General features: G+C 42.2%; 20 protein-coding genes. 10 read left to right on the top strand and 10 right to left on the bottom strand.

Annotated features, from left to right (window positions below):
* Positions 1–128: 128 nt before the first annotated feature.
* Positions 129–788: a riboflavin synthase gene (locus MMO42_RS17110; RefSeq protein WP_005154709.1), complete on the top strand. Its 660-nt coding sequence runs from the start codon at positions 129–131 to the stop codon at positions 786–788.
* Positions 789–831: 43 nt separating this feature from the next.
* Here the strand turns inward: MMO42_RS17110 and MMO42_RS17115 are convergent, their stop codons facing one another.
* The 3 genes from MMO42_RS17115 to MMO42_RS17125 are packed head-to-tail and all read right to left on the bottom strand — an operon-like array spanning position 832 to position 3,353.
* On the bottom strand, positions 832–1,458 hold the full coding sequence (locus MMO42_RS17115) for a hypothetical protein (protein ID WP_241321450.1): 627 nt from the start codon (positions 1,456–1,458) through the stop codon (positions 832–834).
* 35 nt (positions 1,459–1,493) lie between these two features.
* Complete coding sequence (locus MMO42_RS17120) at positions 1,494–1,901, bottom strand: DNA polymerase III subunit chi (RefSeq protein ID WP_005154712.1); 408 nt, start codon at positions 1,899–1,901, stop codon at positions 1,494–1,496.
* A gap of 3 nt (positions 1,902–1,904) precedes the next feature.
* The gene (locus MMO42_RS17125) at positions 1,905–3,353 is read right to left on the bottom strand and encodes a leucyl aminopeptidase (protein WP_241321451.1); all 1,449 of its coding nucleotides are present in this window, start codon (positions 3,351–3,353) and stop codon (positions 1,905–1,907) included.
* A gap of 154 nt (positions 3,354–3,507) precedes the next feature.
* Here MMO42_RS17125 and lptF point away from each other — a divergent pair, with 154 nt between their 5' ends.
* From lptF to MMO42_RS17145, 4 genes are all read left to right on the top strand, one after another.
* Positions 3,508–4,608, top strand: a complete 1,101-nt coding sequence (lptF, locus tag MMO42_RS17130) for an LPS export ABC transporter permease LptF (protein WP_241321452.1) — start codon at positions 3,508–3,510, stop codon at positions 4,606–4,608.
* Positions 4,608–5,678: an LPS export ABC transporter permease LptG gene (lptG, locus tag MMO42_RS17135; protein WP_005291274.1), complete on the top strand. Its 1,071-nt coding sequence runs from the start codon at positions 4,608–4,610 to the stop codon at positions 5,676–5,678. Before lptF ends, lptG begins: the two co-directional genes overlap by 1 nt.
* Before the next feature lie 121 nt (positions 5,679–5,799).
* Positions 5,800–7,344: a 2,3-bisphosphoglycerate-independent phosphoglycerate mutase gene (gene gpmI / locus MMO42_RS17140; protein WP_241321453.1), complete on the top strand. Its 1,545-nt coding sequence runs from the start codon at positions 5,800–5,802 to the stop codon at positions 7,342–7,344.
* Positions 7,345–7,353: 9 nt separating this feature from the next.
* The gene (locus MMO42_RS17145; RefSeq protein WP_241321454.1) at positions 7,354–8,532 is read left to right on the top strand and encodes a S41 family peptidase; all 1,179 of its coding nucleotides are present in this window, start codon (positions 7,354–7,356) and stop codon (positions 8,530–8,532) included.
* Between the two features lie 35 nt (positions 8,533–8,567).
* Here the strand turns inward: MMO42_RS17145 and MMO42_RS17150 are convergent, their stop codons facing one another.
* The 3 genes from MMO42_RS17150 to MMO42_RS17160 are packed head-to-tail and all read right to left on the bottom strand — an operon-like array spanning position 8,568 to position 12,244.
* On the bottom strand, positions 8,568–10,004 hold the full coding sequence (locus MMO42_RS17150) for a sigma-54 dependent transcriptional regulator (protein WP_241321455.1): 1,437 nt from the start codon (positions 10,002–10,004) through the stop codon (positions 8,568–8,570).
* 21 nt (positions 10,005–10,025) lie between these two features.
* Positions 10,026–11,591 carry an ATP-binding protein gene (locus tag MMO42_RS17155; protein ID WP_241321456.1) on the bottom strand — a complete coding sequence of 522 codons (1,566 nt, stop codon included), beginning with the start codon at positions 11,589–11,591 and terminating at the stop codon, positions 10,026–10,028.
* A 17-nt stretch (positions 11,592–11,608) separates the two neighbouring features.
* Positions 11,609–12,244: a response regulator gene (locus MMO42_RS17160; protein WP_005154729.1), complete on the bottom strand. Its 636-nt coding sequence runs from the start codon at positions 12,242–12,244 to the stop codon at positions 11,609–11,611.
* A 209-nt stretch (positions 12,245–12,453) separates the two neighbouring features.
* Between MMO42_RS17160 and pbpG the strand changes: the two genes are divergently transcribed.
* From pbpG to MMO42_RS17175, 3 genes are all read left to right on the top strand, one after another.
* Complete coding sequence (gene pbpG / locus MMO42_RS17165; RefSeq protein WP_155757577.1) at positions 12,454–13,518, top strand: D-alanyl-D-alanine endopeptidase PBP7/8; 1,065 nt, start codon at positions 12,454–12,456, stop codon at positions 13,516–13,518.
* Between the two features lie 150 nt (positions 13,519–13,668).
* Positions 13,669–14,286, top strand: coding sequence for a hypothetical protein (locus MMO42_RS17170; protein WP_241321457.1), 618 nt, complete (start codon positions 13,669–13,671; stop codon positions 14,284–14,286).
* Between the two features lie 21 nt (positions 14,287–14,307).
* Positions 14,308–15,078 carry a hypothetical protein gene (locus MMO42_RS17175; protein WP_241321458.1) on the top strand — a complete coding sequence of 257 codons (771 nt, stop codon included), beginning with the start codon at positions 14,308–14,310 and terminating at the stop codon, positions 15,076–15,078.
* A 72-nt stretch (positions 15,079–15,150) separates the two neighbouring features.
* Here MMO42_RS17175 and thrC read toward each other — a convergent pair whose 3' ends face one another.
* The 4 genes from thrC to xerD form a co-directional block, all read right to left on the bottom strand.
* Positions 15,151–16,290, bottom strand: a complete 1,140-nt coding sequence (thrC, locus tag MMO42_RS17180) for a threonine synthase (protein ID WP_004802157.1) — start codon at positions 16,288–16,290, stop codon at positions 15,151–15,153.
* 58 nt (positions 16,291–16,348) lie between these two features.
* The gene (locus MMO42_RS17185) at positions 16,349–17,650 is read right to left on the bottom strand and encodes a homoserine dehydrogenase (RefSeq protein WP_004802159.1); all 1,302 of its coding nucleotides are present in this window, start codon (positions 17,648–17,650) and stop codon (positions 16,349–16,351) included.
* A 437-nt stretch (positions 17,651–18,087) separates the two neighbouring features.
* Positions 18,088–18,903 (bottom strand): DsbC family protein, encoded by an 816-nt coding sequence (locus tag MMO42_RS17190; protein WP_241321459.1) that lies wholly within the window; start codon positions 18,901–18,903, stop codon positions 18,088–18,090.
* Positions 18,904–19,037: 134 nt separating this feature from the next.
* On the bottom strand, positions 19,038–19,958 hold the full coding sequence (gene xerD / locus MMO42_RS17195) for a site-specific tyrosine recombinase XerD (RefSeq protein ID WP_241321460.1): 921 nt from the start codon (positions 19,956–19,958) through the stop codon (positions 19,038–19,040).
* 205 nt (positions 19,959–20,163) lie between these two features.
* On the opposite strand from xerD, the gene MMO42_RS17200 reads away from it, so the two are divergent.
* Both MMO42_RS17200 and MMO42_RS17205 read left to right on the top strand, forming a co-directional pair.
* Positions 20,164–20,424, top strand: coding sequence for a FeoA family protein (locus MMO42_RS17200; protein WP_005154750.1), 261 nt, complete (start codon positions 20,164–20,166; stop codon positions 20,422–20,424).
* Positions 20,421–22,274, top strand: coding sequence for a ferrous iron transporter B (locus tag MMO42_RS17205; protein ID WP_241321461.1), 1,854 nt, complete (start codon positions 20,421–20,423; stop codon positions 22,272–22,274). The genes MMO42_RS17200 and MMO42_RS17205 overlap by 4 nt, the downstream gene beginning before the upstream one ends.
* Positions 22,275–22,299 lie beyond the last annotated feature (25 nt).

Below are 22,299 nucleotides of genomic sequence, written 5' to 3' on the forward strand. Positions count from 1 at the left end.
GGTCAGTTGATCACCCTTTTTTATTTGCGGGCATTTGAACTGGCGATGCCTTGTTATCTAAAGTTCTTTGCTTTAAGGTATCTTATTTACTGTGGCACGTACTGCAATAAAGGTAGGTTGAAACTCCCATGTTTACAGGCATTATTGAAAGTTTAGGTAAGGTTGAAAGCTTACAAAGTGTAGGTGGCGATATTCGTTTACGTATCCAGACTGATTTGGATATGTCCGATGTGCATCTAGGTGACTCAATTGCGACCAATGGAATCTGCCTAACTGTGATCGAATGGGGTGGAAACTGGTACGCTGCAGACGTGTCTCGTGAAAGTTTAAATCGGACCACATTGGGTCAGTGGAAAGTGGGGCAAGCGGTAAACGTAGAAAAAGCGATGCTACCCACCACACGTTTTGGCGGTCATATTGTCAGTGGACATGTTGATGGTTTAGGTGAAATTACGGTGGTTCGCCAAGATGCGCGTTCTTTGTATTTTGAAGTAACAGCACCGCCTGAATTGGCAAAATACTTGGCAGAAAAAGGCTCAGTCACTGTGGATGGCATTAGTCTGACCATTAATCATTTACGCGGCAATATTTTAAGCCTGAATTTGATTCCACATACCGCTGAGCGTACCAATATTGGAACTTGGCAAGTGGGAAGCAAGGTGAATTTAGAAGTTGATGTATTGGCGCGTTATATCGAGCGTTTGTTATTGGGTGATAAAGCTGCGGAACAGAAAACTGAATCAAATCTCAGCATGGCGTTTTTAGCGGAAAATGGTTTCTTAAAATAAAATATTCCGTATAAAAAAGCCCAGTTGAACTGGGCTTTTTTTATTACTTCTCGTTTGAGAATTCACTATTTTTTAGAATGTAATCAATTTCATCTTGCGCCAGTGCATGTAACTTGGCGCGGAATACAGTTACAGCTTGCTCAATCAAGCCTTCTGCTTCTAATTCAAGTCGGACACGGACGCTTTCGAGTTCAGACAAAATCTGCTGATCATCAATCGCAACACGTTGAGCTTGTGCATAATCGATACTTGGCTGTTCAGGATTACTTTGATAGCGCTCAGTTTGCTGTGCAATTTCCTGATCAATATGGCCACGTAAGGCAAGCAGATTTTCGGTTTGCTGTTCAAATTGACGGGCCTCATCGGCTTGCAGTTGCGCTGCATATGCTGCTTCGGCTGCACGCTTCTCTTCCAAAGCCTTTTCCAAAGCCAGTTGTTTACGGATGCGAGCTTGTTCAATCAATTCAGCTTTTAAATCAGCATAAGCTTGGTCAATCCGCTGCTGAGAAAGTTGCTGGGCACTCTCTTCATGTTGCGTCCACGTTTGAGTGAGTGTTTGTGGTAACAGTAGATCACAAATACGTGATAAATCATCCTGATACGTCTGACGAACGGTCTCAGGTGCATTTAACCAACGTTTTTTAAAGTCCTGACCTACATTTAATGCCACAAGACACTCCTCAAATGATGCTGTTTATTGCCGATTTATAACTTAAATGTTCGAGGTTCTATGCCCAAACGACGATACATTTTAAATTTTTCACGCCCGATCTGTTTTGCCGTTTCATTATTTTCAATAATCTCGATAATGTGGCGAAAATCTTGAGTTTGTTCAAGTGCATGATTGTTAAAATTAAACACGATCCAATCATTCGACGGGGGTAATTCCGCTGAAATACACACTGGGCTATTCGGTTGATCGATGCCATGTGGAATAAAACTGAGTGGATCAAAGTTCCAAAGTTTCTCGTCTAACTCAGTTTGTTGCTCTGAATCAGCACAATACCACCAAATATGCGGATGCTGATTCAGAATCTTACGACATAAACGGCAAGCACTTTCAACTTGCCGTTCGGTACTATTTTCAAATAGATAAAAGCTGATTTGTGGCATATTTTAGTTTTTCGTTTCAACACGATTTGCTAAAAATTGCATCAATAACGGTACTGGACGGCCCGTTGCACCTTTGGCAGCACCAGATAACCACGCCGTACCTGCCACATCAAGATGTGCCCAACGATAGTCACGCGTGAAACGTTCGAGGAAACATGCTGCAGTAATTGCACCACCGTAAGGACCACCAATATTGGCAATATCGGCAAAAGGAGAATCGAGTAATTCTTGATACTCTTCCATCACAGGCATACGCCATACGCGATCAAGCGATTGCTCACCTGCCTGTTGTAGATCTTGAGCAAGTTCATCATCTGGCGTAAATAAGCCACTGACCACTTTACCGAGTGCAACCACACAAGCCCCAGTTAGCGTCGCAATATCAATCACCAGTGCAGGGTTAAAGCGTTTGATATACGTTAATGTGTCACATAACACCAAACGACCTTCTGCATCGGTGTTCAAAATCTCAACAGTTTGACCGCTCATGGTGGTGACGATATCGCCTGGGCGGGTGGCATGACCTGATGGCATATTTTCTGCTGCTGCAATCGCACCGACCACATGGATCGGGAGTTGCGCTTCACAGAGTGCCTGAATGGTTCCAAGAACAGAAGCAGCGCCACACATATCAAATTTCATTTCATCCATGCCTAAGCCCGGTTTTAATGAAATACCACCTGTATCAAAGGTCACGCCTTTGCCCACCAGCACGACAGGTGCTTGATCTACTTTGGCATTGTATTCAAGCGTGATAATACGACCTGGGCGGTCAGAACCTTTGCTGACAGCAAGGAAGGCATACATGCCCAAGTCAGCCATTTGCTGTTCATCCAGCACCGTCACTTTTAAAAGTTCTGGATATTGTGTTGCAAGTGCAAGTGCTTGATCCGCTAAATATTCAGGGAAGCAAATATTACCTGGACGATTGCCGAGATCACGTGCATAGTTCTGGCCCGATTGCACCGCATGAATCAGATTCAGTTGCGCATCATCTAAAGTGGTCTGCTTGGCAACAAGATGGATTGTTTCTAACACAAATTCATTTTTTTTCGATTTAAACTCATCATAACCATATGCTGCTTGCGTTAGGCTCAAGGCAAACAACGCATGCAAATCAGTTGGTAATGCAGACAGATCGACCGTAATTTGTGTAAATTTATTTTGTGATGATTTGATAATGCTTTGTGCGAGTTTTGCTAATTTTGTGGCCTTTAACTCAGCACTTTTTCCAAGCCCTAACAATTGGGCATTGGCTTGAACAGAAACATTGGCAATCAAGGCCAAGCTTTCGTTAAAACCTGCTTTGAATTGTGTTGCGTTAAGCACTTCTTCTAGGTGATTGATTTGATATGTATTTAAGTTCTGTTGTAATTGTTCTGAATCAACCAAAATCCACAAAGATTCGCTAGACGCCTGAGTGGGGAATGCGTTATGAAGGGTAAATTTCATTGTTTGTATGGAACCTGATGAGTGAAAAAGAAAGATAAGTCCATTAAACACTTTCGGATATGAGGTTGCAATCCGCAACAAGCGATAGGTTTTATATTTTTAACATTCGGGTAAACTAGCGTTACCTTCGATTAGGCTTTTTGGAAGTATTACTTTGATTATTCGGCGTTATCTCGTCAAACAAGTGGTTTCGACATCACTCGTCGTCATTGGTTTATTAACCCTGATTATGATGGGTGGTCGTTTAATCAAATATTTTGGCGTGGCAGCTCAAGGTCGTTTGGATGCAGGTATTTTATTTAGCATCATCGGCTATCGTTTGCCCGAGTTTTTAACGCTGATTCTTCCTTTAGGTTTCTTTATTGCCTTGATGCTGGTGTTTGGTCGTCTCTATGTTGACCATGAAATGGCGGTTTTAAATGGGAGTGGCGTGAGTCGAAACCAATTGGCACGTCTACTGTTGCCGATGACATTGGTTTATCTGGTTGTGCAAACTTGTTTGATGCTTTGGGTCGGACCGTGGGGTTTACGTGAATTTGAAAAACTGACCAGTACCCAAGCCGTGCGTACAGGCTTCGATTTAGTACGTCCTAAAGAGTTTATTTCTTCAGGACCTTTTACCATTTATGCAGGCTCACTTTCAGAAGATCGTAAAAATTTAAAAGATATTTTCTTCTACCAAAAGGCCAAGCAGGAAGACAAGCCTGATGTCATGATCTTGGCAAAAGAAGCAACGCGCGTAGAAGTGGAAAATGATACCGCGAATGTGGTGGATTTGGTCCAAGGTCGCCGCTACGAAATTTACCCAAATCAGCCGAGATATACGCAAGCCGAATTTCAGTCTTATCGTTTACGTTTAGAAAATGATAAAGATGTGAAGTTTGAAAGTGATGATGTTGCGGCATTGTCCATGTCAAAGCTCTGGGAAAAGCGCGATGATTCGGTACTTAAAAGTGAGTTGGGTTGGCGTGTCTTTGGTCCATTGGTGATTATTGTAGCATTGATGTTGGCAGTGGCGTTGTCCGAAGTGAGTCCGCGTCAGGGACGTTATTATCGGTTGATTCCTGCAATTTTTATCTTTGCCAGCTTAATCGTGTTGTTGATTGCAATTAAAACCCGAATTAGTAAAGACGAATTGGATATCTGGGCTTATCCAGTGGTACTGGCTGTGTATGCCGCAGCCGCAGCAATCTTTGCACGTAAACAAAAACTAGCGCCAAAACTTAAGAAAAGCATTCAGCGAGTGGGGTTATAATGTTAGCACGTCGAATAGTCGCCAAACATGTGACAAAAACCACTGTCCTTGCCATGCTCGGAACCACGTTGGTGTTATCTTTTCTACAAGTTTTATTCACTTATTTGGGTGAGTTGGGCGAGCTGAAACCGAATTATAATGCATGGCAGGCTTTTCTCTATGTCATGTGGGGTGCACCTCGTTATTTATATGAAATCTTACCCGTTGCTGCATTGATTGGTTCAGTCTTGGGCCTAGGGGCATTGGCTTCGAATAGCGAACTAATAGTGATGCGCTCTGTCGGAATCAGCCTCTGGCGGATCGTTGGTTGGGTGATGCGTGCAGCTCTGTTATTGATTGTTTTGTCTTTTGTACTCAGTGAATGGGTCATTCCATATACCAATGAAAAAGCACAAAGTATTAAAAAACAACGTAGTGTCGCAGCTTTAGGGGAAGTAAAAGGCTATTGGTCACGTGAAGGGCAGCGTTTTATTTATATTGATTATGCCAACTCGCAAGGCCAACTTCGCAACATTCAAGTGATTGATTTTGATAAAGACTATCGCTTGCAGTCTTTTGTGAATGCTGAAAAGGGTCAGTTCATCAAAGATGGGCAGTGGACATTAGAGCAATCACATCAAGTCGACTTGCTGGCGCAGGGCAATGCCATTAAAACCGATCACGATCAACAAGCACTGGGTTTGGCACTACAGCCGAAATATGTGCATATGGTGACCTTAGATCCTGAAGATTTATCGCCAAGTCAGCTGATCAGCTTTATGCGTTATATGGATGAATATAGTCAGGTGCCGAAGACTTATGAATTGGCATTTTGGCAGAAGGTTACGTCCCCATTTTCGTTGATTACTCTGGTCTTGATTGCGTGCTCATTTATCTTTGGTCCACTGCGTCAACAGTCGATGGGTTTCCGGTTAGTAATTGCACTATTTACAGGGCTTGGCTTTTTCTATTTACAGGATTTCTTGGGCTATGCGAGTTTGGTTTATGCGCCATCTCCAGCATGGTTCGTGCTATTACCAGTGGTATTGATCTTTATGGCTGGTAGTTATTTATTGTATCGGGCACGATAATACACTTGATATGAAGACTCTATCATCGGGATTGATGAAAGCCATCAGTCTGGTCATGGAGAATTTGATGAAATTTCGGTAAAATATGCCGATCAAATGATAGACAAAAAGAGAGTCCATTATGACGGATGCAAATGCTGGCAAAATTCCTCACGTTCTTGTAATTATGGATGGTGTAGGACATCGTGAAGCAGTTGAAGATAATGCTTTTTTAGCAGCAAAAACACCAAACCTCACTGCAATGGTGGCAAAGCATCCGAATAGTTTGATTTCTGGTTCAGGTGAAGACGTGGGTTTGCCTGACGGTCAAATGGGCAACTCAGAAGTTGGACATATGAATCTTGGTGCAGGCCGTGTGTTGTATCAGGACTTTACTCGAATTACCAAGGACATTCGCACAGGTGCTTTTTTTGAGCATGAAGTGTTAGTTGATGCAGTCGAAAAAGCCAAAGCAGCAAAGGGTGCCGTGCATGTGATGGGTCTATTATCACAAGGTGGTGTTCATTCGCATGAAGATCATATTGTGGCGATGTGTGAGCTTGCATTAAAACGTGGTGCAACCGTGTATTTACATGCATTCTTGGATGGTCGTGATACACCACCACGTAGTGCAAAACCTTCATTAGAAAAACTCGATGCTTTATTTGCTCAGTATCCAAATCAAGGTCGTATTGTTTCCATGATTGGCCGTTACTTTGCCATGGATCGTGATAATCGCTGGAATCGTGTTGAACTCGCTTATCGTTTAATGACAGAAGGCGAGGCAGTTCGTGTTGCAAGCTCAGTTGTTGAAGGCTTAGAACAAGCCTATGCAGCAGAAGAAAATGATGAGTTTGTTCAAGCCACGCGTATTGGTGAAATTACCAAAATCCAAGATGGCGATAGTGTGGTTTTCATGAACTTCCGTGCTGACCGTGCGCGTGAAATTACCCGTGCCTTTGTTGAAAAAGATTTTGCTGGATTTGAACGTAAAGTCGTTCCGAACTTGTCGAAATTTGTGATGCTGACGCGTTATCAAGCCAGTATTGATGCACCCGTGGCTTATATGCCAGAAGGGCTTAAAAACTCATTGGGCGAATATCTTTCTGGTTTAGGTAAAACGCAATTACGTATTGCCGAAACTGAAAAGTATGCACATGTGACTTTCTTCTTTAGCGGTGGCCGTGAAGATGAATATGAAGGTGAGAAACGTATTTTAATTCCATCACCGAATGTTGCAACGTATGACTTAAAGCCAGAAATGAGTGCTTATGAAGTGACCGACGAGTTGGTCAATGCAATCAATTCGGGTGAGTTTGACCTGTTGGTGGTCAACTATGCCAATGGAGATATGGTCGGGCATACAGGTATCTTTGATGCCGCGGTCAAAGCAGTTGAAACTGTCGATACATGTCTGGGCCGTGTCTATGAGGCTGTCATGGCAAACAAAGGGCATATGTTAATTACTGCTGATCATGGTAATGTAGAACAAATGCAAGACTACGACAGCGGACAAGTTCATACCCAACATACCACTGAATTGGTGCCATTTATTTATGTTGGCCCGACACAAGCAACCATTGCGGAAGGTGGTGTATTGGCCGATGTTGCACCCACATTACTCCATTTGATGAATATTCCTGTGCCTCCAGAAATGCAGGGCAAGAATCTGATTACTTTAAAATAAGGTGAAGCAATGACCCAATACAACAACATTTACCGAACGTTATGTGCAAGTGTGTTGATGTGTTGGGGGCTGCATCTCTCCGCAGCGCCAATTACTCATTCTTCTGGATGGGCTGATGAAGATAAAAGTATCAGCAGCACAGAAGTTCCGATTGAGTCAATTCAACAATTTGTACAAATTTATGGCATTGTGAAAGACAACTATGTCGATAAAAAGTCCGACGATGCATTATTTCAGCAGTCGATCAAAGGCTTGGTCAGCGGCCTAGATCGCTATTCTCGTTATTTATCTGCAGAAGAATACCGTCAATTGATTCAATATACAGAAGGTGATTTAGCCTCTGTCGATTTCAACTTAAATTATGATGCGCATTCGAAATCTTGGCAGATTCAGGATTTAAAGTCTGGCTCAGATTCAAGCAAATTGGGTTTGCGTAATGGGCAAGTGATTCTCAAAGTTGATAATCAAGAACTTAAAAATTTAAATCAAGACCAGATACAAGGTCTACTGTATGGTTCGATTGGCAGTACCGTACAAATCCACCCAGAGAATAATAACAGTACAGTGATCTTGGTCCGCAATAAAAAAGTCGAAACGGATATTGAGCCTGTGCTACTGCATAATCAGGTGCTGGTACTAAAAATTCGCGTTTTTCAGCAAGATACTGCCAATGAAGTGAAACGTTTAATTGAAGAATATAGCTCAAGCAAACTTAAAGCGGTGGTTTTCGATTTACGTAATAATCCGGGTGGATTGCTATCTGCTTCAGTGGAGGCTGCCGATTTATTTTTAAATCAAGGTCTGATTGTGACGACGAAAAGTCGTTCTGAGGGTGATCAGCAATTCCAAGCCCTGCCATCCAATGAATTTCAAAATCTGAAATTAGGCATTCTCATTAATCGTCGTTCGGCTTCTGCTGCGGAAGTTTTCACAGCCGCATTAAAAGAACATAAGCGCGCCTGGGTGGTGGGTGAAAATAGTTATGGTAAAGGTGTGGTACAAAAGCTATTTCCTTTACCAAGCGGTGCTGCACTGCAAATGACGGTATCCCACTATTACACCCCGAATGGCAATATGATTGAAGGTCAGGGCATTCAGCCCAATCAAACGTATGCTTTGTCTGCCGAGATGAAAGAAGATAATTACCTTGAGCATGTCACGGATTTGGTTTTGAAAAGCAGATATTAAAAAAAGCCCCTGATGACAGGGGCTTTTTTTATAGATTATTCATCATCTTCAGTATCTAAACCGAATTTTTTCAAACGATAGCGTAATGAACGGAAGGTCATTCCCAATTTCTTGGCTGCCAAGGTTCGATTCCAATGGGTCAGATTGAGTGCATTCAGCAGAATTTCTTTTTCAATATTCTCTAAATAACGCTCTAAACCTTCGGGTGGAAGCTTCTTTGAACTCATGTTTGGACTTGCAGAGTGCTGTGGTGCTTCAACTTCTTCAGTTATGGTATTGGAAAATGAAGGTGTTGGATTGACGAACGAACTGCGTAATGGCGCAGTTTGTAAATGGGCTAAGTCAATATTGTCATCATCACTGAGCGTAATTGCACGTTCAATGATGTTGCGTAATTCACGCACATTACCTGGGAAATATTGTTGCAACAGGAATTGCTCAGCACGTGAGGAGAGCGATTTTGTCGACAATTCCCATTCCTGACTGATTCTTTGAATAAAGTGATTCGCCAATAATAGGATGTCTTGTCCACGCTCACGCAAGGGTGGCAGTACAATATCCATGACATGAATACGGAAGAACAGATCTTGTCGGAAGCGGCCTTGTTGCACCAATAGTTCTAGATCTTGATGACTGGCACTGATGACACGGAAATCAACATCAATTTCTTGGTCAGAACCGACCGGGCGAATTTTCTTTTCTTGAACTGCACGTAATAGTTTGACCTGCATATTTAAAGGCAGTTCAGCAATTTCATCTAAAAATAGACTACCGCCGTGCGCAGAGAGAATTAAGCCCTGCTTGTCCTGTGTTGCACCAGTGAAGCTGCCTTTTTTATGGCCAAATAACTCGCTTTCCATCAATTCAGTTGGAATTGCGCCACAGTTAATGGCAATAAAAGGGCCTTCGCTACGATTACTCAAACGATGGACCAGATTCGCGACGACTTCTTTACCTGTTCCTGATTCACCGGTAATAAATACAGGGGCTTGAGAACGGGCGATTTTCTTTAAAGCGATCCGTAATTGTTGAATCGGTGCTGAACGTCCAATTAACAGTTTATTTTCTAAAGCTGTTTCAGCGGCCTCTTGTTCGGGCTGTGGACGATTCAAGGCTTTTTGGATCAGCTGATCCAAATGCATTTGATTGACAGGTTTACTGACAAAATCAAATGCGCCCGCTTTTAATGCTGCAATGGCAATATCCATATTGCCATAGGCGGTTAATACTGCAATAGGCGTATTGGGATAGTTCTGAGTCACATGTTTGACCAAATCCAAACCATTACCATCTGGAAGATTTAAATCTGTTAAACAAGCGTCATACTGGAACTCAGTAAAGAATTTTTTTGCCTGTTCGACCCGATAGGCGAGATGTGTCTTGATGCCCATGCGCGCGAGCGTCATTTGCATTAAAAGACATAAATCTTCTTCATCGTCTACGAGCAAGACGAGTGGTTGTTTTGTTGCCATTCCCCGAGAAACCTAATCTAATCAATGAATTTTAGAGCATTCAATCCTGAAGCATGCTCCTTGTTGTCGCTCTATATAGGTGAGCTTTGCATGATTGGCCTCACAAAATGTGTGAGACAAATACAATCCTAAACCAGTTCCTTTAATTTCGGTACTAAAAAATGGTTTGAATAGTTGAGAAATATCTCGTTTTGAGACACCCGTCCCAAAATCGATGACATCAATGCAAGTTCGTCCCTCTTTTTCGTGTACTTCGACTTCAATATATGGCGCGTCAGTTGCATTATGTCGTAGTGCATTTCTAATTAAATTAATCAGCACTTGGCGTAATTGTTTTTCGTCAAATAAGATGCTGACCTGTTCTGTCAGTTTAATTTGAATTTGTTGTTTGGCATCAGCAAGATCTTCATTGAGTAAACTTTCAAAGAAGGAGCTCAGATCAATTTCTTGTGGCTCAGTCGGTTTATTCCGTGCCATGGCTAAGGTGTCTTGCACGATGCTATCAATCCGCTTGGCTTGTTTGCTGATCATGCGGGACAGCATTTCTTGTTGGTGCGGATCACTGTCTTTGAATAGCTCATTGGCTTGCACAATCGCAGCCAAAGGATTGCGAATTTCATGGGCAATACTGGCAGAAAGCTGACCCAGTGCGGCAAGTTTCAGTTGCTGGACTTGTTGAGTCAGTTTCTGTGCATCTTTTAAGATCAATAACACTAAGGCCTGTTCAGGAACAATCAGATGTTTCACCCGAACATTAATGGTGTACGCGCTTTGCTGTGATTCAAAACTAAATTCTTCACCATCTTCAAGATCACTAAATTGAATCAGTTCAAACAAGTCTGGTTGTAACTTTACCAGTGGTGTTTTTTCTAAAGAAATCGGTAAATGGATGCCTAATAAGGTATTGGCTGCCGGATTGGTTAATACGATATGATTGCTTTCATCAAGTACCAAATAACCATCTTCAATCTGTTCTAAAATATAACGGTTAATATTTTGTAGTTGATGAATTTCAATGGATTGATGAAAAGTTAAGGTTTCTAAAATTTTAAAACGCTGTACTGCAATACGGCCAATGGCATGGACCACAAAAAATAAAAACGCCAGAAAAATGCTATTACCGAGATGATTTAAATTATTGACGGCAAAAAAGTCACCTAAAAAACGCTGGTAAACCACCATAATGACGGCAAATAGAGTAATGATCAGTGAGAGGTGAGCATTGAGTAATATCGCAGAAGAAAAAATAATAATGACGTAAAGCAAGCTCAGCTGTAGATTTGGGCCACCTGCTGAGAAGGTGATTAAACTTAAACAAATGACATCAATCAGAAAGATAAAAATCAGTTGCTTGGAGGTTTGGATTGGAAGCAGTTGCAGTAAAAAAAGCTGAAAAATATTGATCGTGATATAACAAATCAGCGTATAGAAATATAAAAAAGGGTAGGTATAGTTGCCAGAAAGCTGTTCGGCAGTCAGTAAATAAATTAAAAGCAGGCTAATCGAAATAATGAGCCGATAGCCACTATACCAAACACCGAGCCGATAGACCGTCTGTGAAACTGATGACGCAATTTTCCCTAACATAGGCGCTTACTGTTGTTTTAAGGTTTAATGAGCCCATAGCGAATTGCAAGATGGGTAAGTTTGACATCACTATCAATGGCCAGTTTTTCAAAAATACGATAGCGATAGGTATTAACAGTTTTAACGCTTACAAACAATTTGTCAGCAATCTCTTGGGCACTGATACAGTTCACCACCATCATGGCAACTTGCATTTCACGTTCTGAGAGCGCATCAAAAGGAGATTGTTGTGTATCAGAAAGATATGAGCTAGCCAGTTGTTCAGCAATATCTGCACTAAAGTATTTTCCACCTTGCATCACTTTATTGATAGCTCGAACCATTTCGGTAATCGGAGCACCTTTGGTGATATAACCTTTTGCACCAGCTTTAAGTAAGAGCGATGGATAGGGTTCTTCGGCAAGACCACTTACGGCAATGACTTTGGTTTCAGGCGCAGTCTGTAACAAACGGCGTGTGGTTTCTACGCCACCAATGCCTGGCATATTCACATCCAATAGCACCACTTGAGGATGCTTTTGACGCACCAAAGCAATCGCTTCCTCTCCTGATTCTGCTTGTCCGATGACTTCAACATCAGGGTGGTCTTCCAACATACGACAAATTCCTGTGCGTACGAGTTCATGATCATCAACAACGAGAACAGTGATCAAGAAGACCTCCTTTTTTCAAAAAACTGGTTTTTTGTTACATAAAGCAAAATTAGCTTGCAATGAAACGACAAAATTAGCAATCCTATTCTTCGTTTTTAGCGAATAGTTGTACACAATTGTGTCTATAAAAGCTTTACCCGATTTGTTCAAATGTAAGGCATAATGGTATTAAGCGCAAATGTGCAGCGTCCAGAGTTGAGTATTGTGTCGTGAAAAATTCTAAAAAATCTATCATGCATGTTTTAAGCATGTCTATCTTGTGGGCTTTAAGCTCAACAAGTTTTGCAGAACTGGTTGTGAATAACAATCCAGCTTCTTCGCGTGTGAATGGTTCAGCTTCAATGAATTGGTCTGCAAGTGATGCAAGCCAGTTGATGGAAGATGATGAACCATTGGAAATTGGTCCACAAGGTTCAACCTCTGTTACCACAACATTGCGTAATGGTGGTTCGGCAACGATTAGCTCTTCTACTGCACAGCAATCAACGTCGCAGATTCGAGATACTTTTGGTTACAGTAGCCAGCCTTCTGTCAATGCACGTGCTGCGTTGGTGATGGACGCACAGACCGGCGAAGTGCTGTACAGTAAAAACAGTAATATGTCAGTGCCAATTGCATCTATTACCAAATTGATGACAGCTGTGGTCACAGCGGACGCGCGCTTAAACATGTCAGAAGAAATCACTTTGCAGTCGATTGATTTTGCGGGTGCTGGAGGTAAGAACTCAAGTTCAACCTTACGCGCTGGTGATACCATGAATCGTGCAGAAGCACTTCTATTTGCTTTGATGAAGTCTGAAAATCCAGCTGCTGCTGCCTTGGCGCGTACTTACCCAGGTGGTCGTTCAGCCTTTATTGCTGCGATGAATGCAAAAGCGAGGCAATTGGGCATGACTGCAACACGTTATGCTGAATCAACAGGCTTAGACCCACACAATGTCTCTTCAGCGCGTGATTTGGGCATTTTGGTCAGTACTGCTTCGCAATACGGCTTGATTCGTCAATTTTCTACGACACCAACCTATGATTTCAACTTAGGTTACCGTGTGTTGAAATCGAATAATACCAATGCGTTGGTGCGTAATGGTGGTTGGAACATTAACTTGTCAAAAACAGGTTATATCAATGAAGCTGGTCGTTGTGTCGTCATGCATACGACGGTGAATTCACGTCCAGCAGTTGTGGTGTTATTGGGTGCGCCAAGTTCGCAAGCACGTAACAGCGATGCAACTAATCTATTAAGCTGGTTAAGCACTTTGCCAAAACGTGTTTAATTCTTTATAGTCAAAAAACTCCTCTTTATGGGGAGTTTTTTTATGTCTGAATAATGCGACACAACTTGTCTTATTTCAATAGATTATGTTCGTTTTTTAAGCCGAAATCGGCTAATGTGTGCCTACAACAAAAAATGATGACAGACCATTATGAATGCGATGCAACATGCACGGATTTCTGCAAAACGCTGGGGTGGGGAACCCGAAGACTACTATGAATTACATGCATTCATAGACAGTACCAAAAGCCTATGCAGTGATGCGCGACACCGAATTTTACATACCTTGTGGGGCATAAATTCGGTTGTGGTTCCTGTGTTTGGACATAGCCTTCAAAATAGCGCAGGCAAATCGATTGATATTAAAGATTTGTGTGAGCGTGATCATTTATTGGTGGATTACCAGCAGCGTTTTATTCCGACACTCAATGATTTTGTAAATGCGATAGATGCAAGACAATTGCCCAAACACTTTGAACAGCATTTAGAAAAGTTACATCATGATTATGTACAGGATAAAACACTCTCACAATTAATGTTATTGCCTTTGGCGCTGACGGGGAAATTGCATTCACTCTTGTTCACCCATAACAGTTGGTTTATCTACGATATTTTGCCGAGGATTGGGCAACTGCCGAAACTGGACAATATCGTGTATAGCCCCGCTGATTTTTTTAATGCCATGCATTTTGAATTATGGATGGACAATGGCATGGCAATTCCTGCAAGCGCTCAAGCATTACATCAAATAAAACAAACAATTCAATGATAAATGAATTAGGGGAACAACATGACGACTTACGTGATTCGTGCCAAATATTTTGGTTATAACGATGAAGTCTTTTATGTGGCAGGCAATCGTATTGCCAATGTTTTTGGGGATAAAGCCCAAGCCGAGGCTGCATATAAAAAGCTAGAAATTGATGGGGCGCGAGATTTCGCCCTGTATGAAGTGGAATCACTTTTTGATGCAGATGAAGCATTGTTAAAACTATTGGATGATTTCGTATTCTCACGTTGTGGTGAGCATATCTGTGAAGATGGGGATATTTCAGATGATGTGTTACCTGAAAGCTTAAGCGATGAAGATACTTTTGAATTTATTCAATTGGCAGGAATGCAAAAATTTCAACTGGTACAGTTTGAACATGAGGCTCGGTTTTATGCGCTTTGGTCAGTCAAAAAACAGAAATGGGTGGAAGAGCATGACGAGTTTTTTGCCAGTTTAGCTTATGCAGATCAACCTGAACAATTAAAAACGAATGTAGGAACTATTTTTGCAGATTATGACTATGGCGATATTCAGCTTAAAGGCTCACTTGATGAGTTGTCTGATCAGCCTGTGCTCTTACAGGCAATGATCACAGCGCAATCGGGTTTGAAATACGATCAGAAAAGCCAAATTTTAACGATTATGCAGGGTTGGGAAGAAGAAGCATTATATGCGGTTAATCCTTTACTCAAACAGCCATTATTTGAAATCAAAGAAATTGAGCTTGAAGAAATTCAGAGGATTGAAAAAGAATTAACTGCACAATATAGCTATGATGATTACGAATAACTTTTTCTATCTATGATTACCAATAAAAAAACCAGTTGCAGGCAACTGGTTTTTTTATTTCAGTATGTAAGCTTACATATTTGAAAGAATAGAATCTTTCACTTGATCCATGGTTGCGTCAATCGACAACATCACGGCATCAGCACATTGCTTGATTGCAGTGTCAGGATCTTTTAAGCCATTGCCTGTCACTGTACACACAATCACAGAACCCTCAGCAATTTTACCCGCTTTAAGATCACGGATTGCACCACCAATTGATGCTGCTGAAGCTGGTTCTACGAATACGCCTTCGTACATTGAAAGTAAGCGCTGTGCTTCGAGGATCTCAGCATCAGTCAGTTCATCAAACCAACCTTTAGAATCACGTACCACGGCTTTAGCATGGTTCCAGCTTTGTGGATTACCAATACGAATTGCTGTTGCAACAGTTTCTGGATTTTCAACAGGTGCACCACGTAAGAATGGCGCAGCACCAGATGCTTGATAACCGACCATTGTTGGTAAGCCTTCTGGTTTAGGACCTGTGAATTGATCAGTTGCAGCATCATAAATCACTTGCTCAAACTGATCCGCAGGTTGATTGGCAACCGCTTCGGTATAACCCATCCAGTGTGCGGTGATGTTACCGGCATTACCGACAGGTAAGCAGTGATAATCAGGTGCACGACCCAATGCTTCTACGATTTCATAAGCAATGGTTTTTTGACCTTGCAAACGGTAAGGGTTGATTGAGTTTACAATCGTTACAGGTGCTTGATCTGCGACTTCTTTAACCAGACGCATACCGTCATCGAAGTTACCGCGGATTTGCATGGTGATCGCGCCGTACATCATTGCCTGAGCCATTTTACCCATGGCAATTTTGCCTTCTGGGATTAATACGAACGCTTTGATGCCTGCACGTGCTGCATACGCTGCCGCTGCCGCTGAAGTATTCCCTGTAGATGCACAGATAATCGCTTTAGAACCTTCTTCAACTGCTTTGGTCACAGCCATTGTCATACCACGGTCTTTAAATGAACCTGTCGGGTTCAGACCTTCGTATTTCACATAGATTTCTACGTTTTTGCCAATAATACGTGGAATGTTCTCTAACTTAATTAGTGGAGTATTACCTTCACCTAGAGAAATAGCACGTGTAGTTGCAGATACAGGTAAACGGTCACGATAACGATCTACAAGACCAGTATAACGATTGGCATTCGACATGATGGTGTTCCAATATGAGGTAGAGCGGGGTGAGGGAAGTCATTTTCCCTCAACCTGATTAACTATCCAGCGATTCTAAACGAATTCTTACGATTTCGCCACGAATTGCAGGTAATGCTTGAATTTGTGCTAGTGCTTCATCCATTTTAGATTCAACGATTGGATCCGTTAAAATCACGATTGGAATTAGGTCTTTTAAGCGTGATTGCTGCATGATGGCATCAATACTGATTCCTGCACGGCTGAGAATCGTGGTGACATCAGCCAATACGCCAGTCTGATCTTCAGCATTGAGGCGGATGTAATAACCCGTAGTCATTTCTTCACGGCTTAAGATTGGCACATTGGTCAATGCTTCAAAAGCAAGCTGAGGAATAGTTCCTGCGCCATCTTCTGTATATGAAATATCACGCACGATATCAATCACGTCAGCAACCACAGCAGAAGCTGTTGGGCCTGCACCTGCGCCAGCACCATAATATAAAGTCGGGCCAACGGCATTGGCTTGAACCAAGACGGCATTTTTAACGCCATTTACATTTGCAATCAATTCTTCCGCAGGGATCAAGGTTGGATGTACACGTAGCTCAATGCCTTTGTCAGCGCGACGTGCAATGCCTAAGTGCTTGATACGGAAACCAAGTTCTTCTGCATATTTCACATCTTGAGCTGTGATTTTGCTGATGCCTTCGGTATAGACCTTATTAAATTGCAATGGAATACCAAAAGCACATGACGCCAAAATCGTCAGCTTATGTGCCGCATCAATCCCTTCAACATCAAAGGTTGGGTCAGCTTCGGCATAACCAAGTTCTTGCGCTTCTTTTAAAACGTCTTCAAAGGCACGGCCTTTTTCACGCATTTCAGTCAGAATGAAGTTACCTGTACCATTAATGATGCCTGCAAGCCATTCGATATGGTTGGCTGCAAGACCTTCACGGATCACTTTAATAATTGGGATTCCACCAGCAACCGCTGCTTCATAGGCGATCTGAACGGCATTGTCTTCTGCTGCCTTAAACAATTCATTGCCATGTTCAGCCAGTAAAGCTTTGTTTGCAGTCACAACCTGTTTGCCGTGCTTAATGGCTTCCATGATGACTTCATAAGCAGGGTGAATGCCACCCATGACTTCGACCACCATATCAACATCTGGTTGACGTACGATCTCCATCAAATCATCGCTTTGTTTAATGCCTTCGAGTTGTAAATCTGGACGTGGACGGCGTGTGCCTACGTGTGTAATTTGAATTTCTCGACCGGTACGGCGTTTAATTTCCGCAGCATTTTCTTGTAGTAATTTAAGGGCTCCACCACCTACAGTACCAAGACCGAGTATCGCCAGACGAACTGGTTTCACGTCACACTCCATTTTATTCAATCATTTTAATGAAGCTTGATCATAGCTAAAAAAATGCGCAGACACTAGGGTCTGTTGTCACTTTATAAATGAATTGCGTTGAAGGCTGAAAATCCATCAGACTAGGCATGAAACGTAGGGAATGGCATTCCCTTGCCAAGTTTCATAACGACGTATGAGGGAGTTTTAGCCACAACCCTGAGCAAGAGCAAAGCATTGCTTTGATCGCAGCGCAAGGCGAAGCTCAAGGACAGGGAGATTTTTGGCGCTTCTGTGTTATGTCTTGTTTATTTAGAATGACTAAATTTCACAATCCATGCCTTGTATCGCCTAAAAATCTCCTCTGTCGCAATCACAGATAAAGTGGTAACAGACCCTATTCCGATCATCTTTAATCTGTCGCCCGAGTCTTTGTTATTTTGAGGAGGTATTTTCGTTTATTTGTTTAAGCGTTGATCGATTTCTTCAGGGGTCATATAACCACCTAAATACTCACCTTCGACGTTATAAATCGCAGGTGTACCATTCACACCCATGTTCAAACCCAACTGATATTGGTCACGTACTGGATTCTTACATTCAGCTGCAGATACAGGTAAACCTTTAGCGGCTTGATCGAACGCAGCTTTACGATCTTGGCTACACCAGATTGCTTGCATGGTTGGCATAAACTGTTCACCACGTGGCCAAGCGATATAACGTACTTCAATCCCTTTAGCATTAATTTCAGCAAGGTGTTCGTGTAGTTTATGGCAATATGGACAGCTTGAATCTGTGAAGACGTAAATGACATGCTTCGCTTTACTACCTTGCGCTGGATAAACGATGAGGTCTTCAGTTTTCAGTGAAGCTAAATGTTTTTTATTTTCGGTTGCTTGCAGTGCCTCGCTGACATTGTGCAACTGTTTGTCACCTAAACGAACCACATCACCTTGAATAATGTATTGTCCATCAGCAGTGGCATAGACTGAACCCATCCCTTCTAGGCTAACCCAGTAAAGGTTTGGGACCTCAGTTTTTTTGATTACAAGAATTTTGGCATTGATGTTTGCCGTTTTAAAATGCTTTTCTAAAGTTGAAACCAAGCGCTGTTGTGTATTGCGTTCATTCAATGTCGATGCTTCACCTGTCGCAGGCGCACTTGCTGTGAGTGCATCTTGTTTTTGTGCTGAATTTTCTTTTGAGCAAGCACTTACCAATAATGTTGATGCTAATGTACAAGCAATTACAAGCTGAGACCGAGTAAACAACATAGAGAACCTTTTTTGTACGAATTCATTTGTATAAGGGGCTTAGCATAACAAAAAAATTGAATCACTTCGTTAAATCTTGCATAGGCTCTGTGAACAGAATCAAGTTTTAGCTGAATCCTAGATAAAAGGTGGTTTTAACCCCGTGGATGGTATTTGCCATGCAGTTCCTGCATTCGCTGCTGAGCCACATGGGTATATATCTGAGTGGTAGAAAGGTCGCTATGCCCAAGCAACATTTGTACGACACGTAAATCTGCACCGTGATTGAGTAAATGGGTGGCGAAAGCATGACGCAAGGTATGGGGGGATAATTCCGCTTGAATATTGGCTTGTAAGGCATAACGCTTAATCGCATACCAAAAATTCTGGCGACTCATGATGCCACCATGTTGAGTAAGAAACAGATAATCCGTGCTGCTCTTATACAATTGCGGGCGTGATTCGACTAAATATTTTTCAATCCAGTCACAGGCAAATTGCCCGAGTGGCACCAGACGCTCTTTGTTGCCTTTACCTGTAACGCGTAGAAATCCCTGTTTTAAATTGATCAGTTCAAGTTTTAAGTTGAGTAATTCTGAAACACGCAGACCACAGGCATACAGCACCTCGAACATGGCGCGGTCACGTAGACCTAAAGCGGTGGTGATGTCTGGTGCATTGATCAAAGACTCGACATCTTGTTCAGATAAATCCTTGGGTAAGGCACGACCAATTTTAGGAGAGTGGTGGGTGGCAACTGGATTGTCATCCCGAAGTTTTTGCTCTCTTAAAAATTTATAAAACTGTCTGAGCGCGGATAAGCATCGGGCAATCGAGCGAGGGCTTTTCCCTGCTTTGGTGAGGGCAATGAGCACATCAGCAATGTCATCACTTGACCATTCTGGTAATGCTGAACTTTGATGCAACTCGCTACATTGAATCAGATCGGATAAATAAGCATTTCGTGTATGTGGACTGACGGTTTGTGCGACAAGATAATCTCGAAAACCTTGTAAAAAACTGAGCTGGGCTGGAATGGTAATTGCAGCGGGGATGCGTGGCTTTTTATTGAGCATAATGGGCCTAAAACGATAATCTATGAAAAAAGTACATGTGCTTTTTAGGCGCGATATACCCTAATTTATCCTTGATTTCATTGCACTGTAAAAGAAAATTGAATTGTTGTCGATCTGTCACAAAGCTAAATGCCACTGAGATTGCTTTTGGTAATTATTCTCATTTGCTTGTATACTATAATAAAGAGAGTAAAGGGTTAGAGCGGTGCGATTGTCAGCATTAAAAGTCAAGCAAATAGCGGTGATCACGAAAGTGAATCGCTTGGTCGATGAGACAGAACAGCCAGATTTAGTTGCAGTTCGTTTAGAAAGTTTAGGCTTTGTGCCTGGTACACAAGTGCAAGTGATTACCAAAGGTATTTTTGGTGGTGATCCGATTCTAATCCAGCTCGGTTTTACGCGTTTTGCGTTACGAAAAGCTGAAGCGGATAAAATTGAAATTCAACTTGAAGGAGCACCTGCATGAGTGATGCGCTACGTGTTGCCCTTGTGGGAAATCCAAACTGCGGTAAGACATCTTTATTTAACCATTTAACGGGTACACGCCAAAAAGTTGCCAACTATGCGGGTGTAACCGTTGAGCGTAAAGTCGGCCATTTTCAGCTGCCGTCTGGAAAGTCTGTGCGTGTCTTGGATTTACCAGGCACTTATAGTCTACAGGCAACTAGCCCAGACGAAGAAATTACTCGTGACGTCTGCCAAGGTAAAATTGCGGAAGAAGGCCAACAAGATGCTTTCTTGTGCGTGGTCGATGCAACCAACTTAAAACTACATCTTGGTTTGGTGTTGGAAATTATTGAGCTTGGCCGTCCGATCCTTGTTGTTTTGAACATGATGGATGAAGCGCGTCGTCGTGGCATTCAAATCAATACGCAAAAATTATCAGAGCGACTTGGCGTGCCTGTCGTTGAAACTGTGGCAGTACGTAATTCAGGTATTGAGAACCTGTTGCATGCATTGGATCAGGAAAAATATACAGTTCCGCAAACTGAGCTGAGCGGTTTAAAGGGCGACCATCATCAAAAAATCGAAGTGATTTTCAAAGATGTTGTGAACTTTGTCGATCAGGAAGATAAGCGTACCGATTTCCTCGATAAGATTTTCTTACATCCAGTTCTCGGTTTACTTAGCCTTGCGATAATGATGTTTATCGTATTCCAAGCGGTATTTGCTTGGGCTGCACCGTTTATGGATGGGATTGAAACCTTCTTTGCGTGGTTTGGTGAGAAGCTCGGAGAGTATATCTCGCAACCGTTACTGCATAGTTTGGTTGTCGATGGGATTATCGCGGGTGCGGGCAGTGTGGTTGTGTTCTTGCCACAAATTTTGATTTTATTCTTCTTTATTTTGGTTTTAGAAGAATCAGGTTATTTACCGCGTGCAGCCTTCTTGCTTGATAAATTGATGTTTAAAGCAGGTTTAAGTGGCCGTGCTTTTATTCCATTACTTTCAAGCTTTGCCTGTGCAGTTCCTGGGATTATGGCAACACGTAGTATCAGTGATCCACGTGATCGTTTTACCACGATTATGGTTGCACCATTGATGACCTGTTCTGCGCGTTTACCTGTTTATGCATTATTGATTGCTGCCTTTATTCCAAGTCAAACGGTATGGGGCATTTTCAATCTGCAGGGTCTGGTATTATTTGGCTTATACATGTCAGGTATTGTGAGTGCACTTTTTGTTGCGATCGTGATGAAATTTTTGCAAAAAGATAAATCACAACATGCGCTTTTGCTTGAGTTACCAAGTTACCGTATTCCTGATCTAAAAAGTGTTGGGATTGGCTTATTGGATCGCGGTAAAATCTTCTTAAAACGTGTCGGTGGCATTATCTTTGCCCTGTCGATTTTACTTTGGTTCTTATGTACCTTCCCGCAAGCACCAGAAGGGGCAACCTTACCTGATATCGATTACAGTTTTGCTGGGATGTTGGGGCATTTGTTGCAACCGATTTTTGCACCAGTAGGCTTTAACTGGCAAATTGTGGTTGCACTTATTCCTGCGATGGCAGCACGTGAAGTTGTAGTTGCAGCTTTGGGTACCGTCTATGCGCTATCTGGTGCTGATGATGATGCAATCTCGCAAGGGCTCTCTCATTTAATTAGTGCAGATGGCACAGGTTGGTCATTGGCAACAGGTTTATCATTATTGGTATGGTTTATCTATGCGCCGCATTGTTTGGCAACGTTAGCAACGGTACGCCGTGAGACAGGTTCATGGAAGCATGTTGCTGTAATGACTGCGTATTTATTCGGTTTGGCGTATTTAATGTCTTTCTTGACTTATCAAATTGCATCAAGCATTTGGGGTTAAGAAATTCCACCTAGCCTCCCTTTGA

Origin of the sequence: Acinetobacter sp. ANC 3882 (assembly GCF_022549545.1) — a bacterium.
Classification (GTDB): domain Bacteria; phylum Pseudomonadota; class Gammaproteobacteria; order Pseudomonadales; family Moraxellaceae; genus Acinetobacter.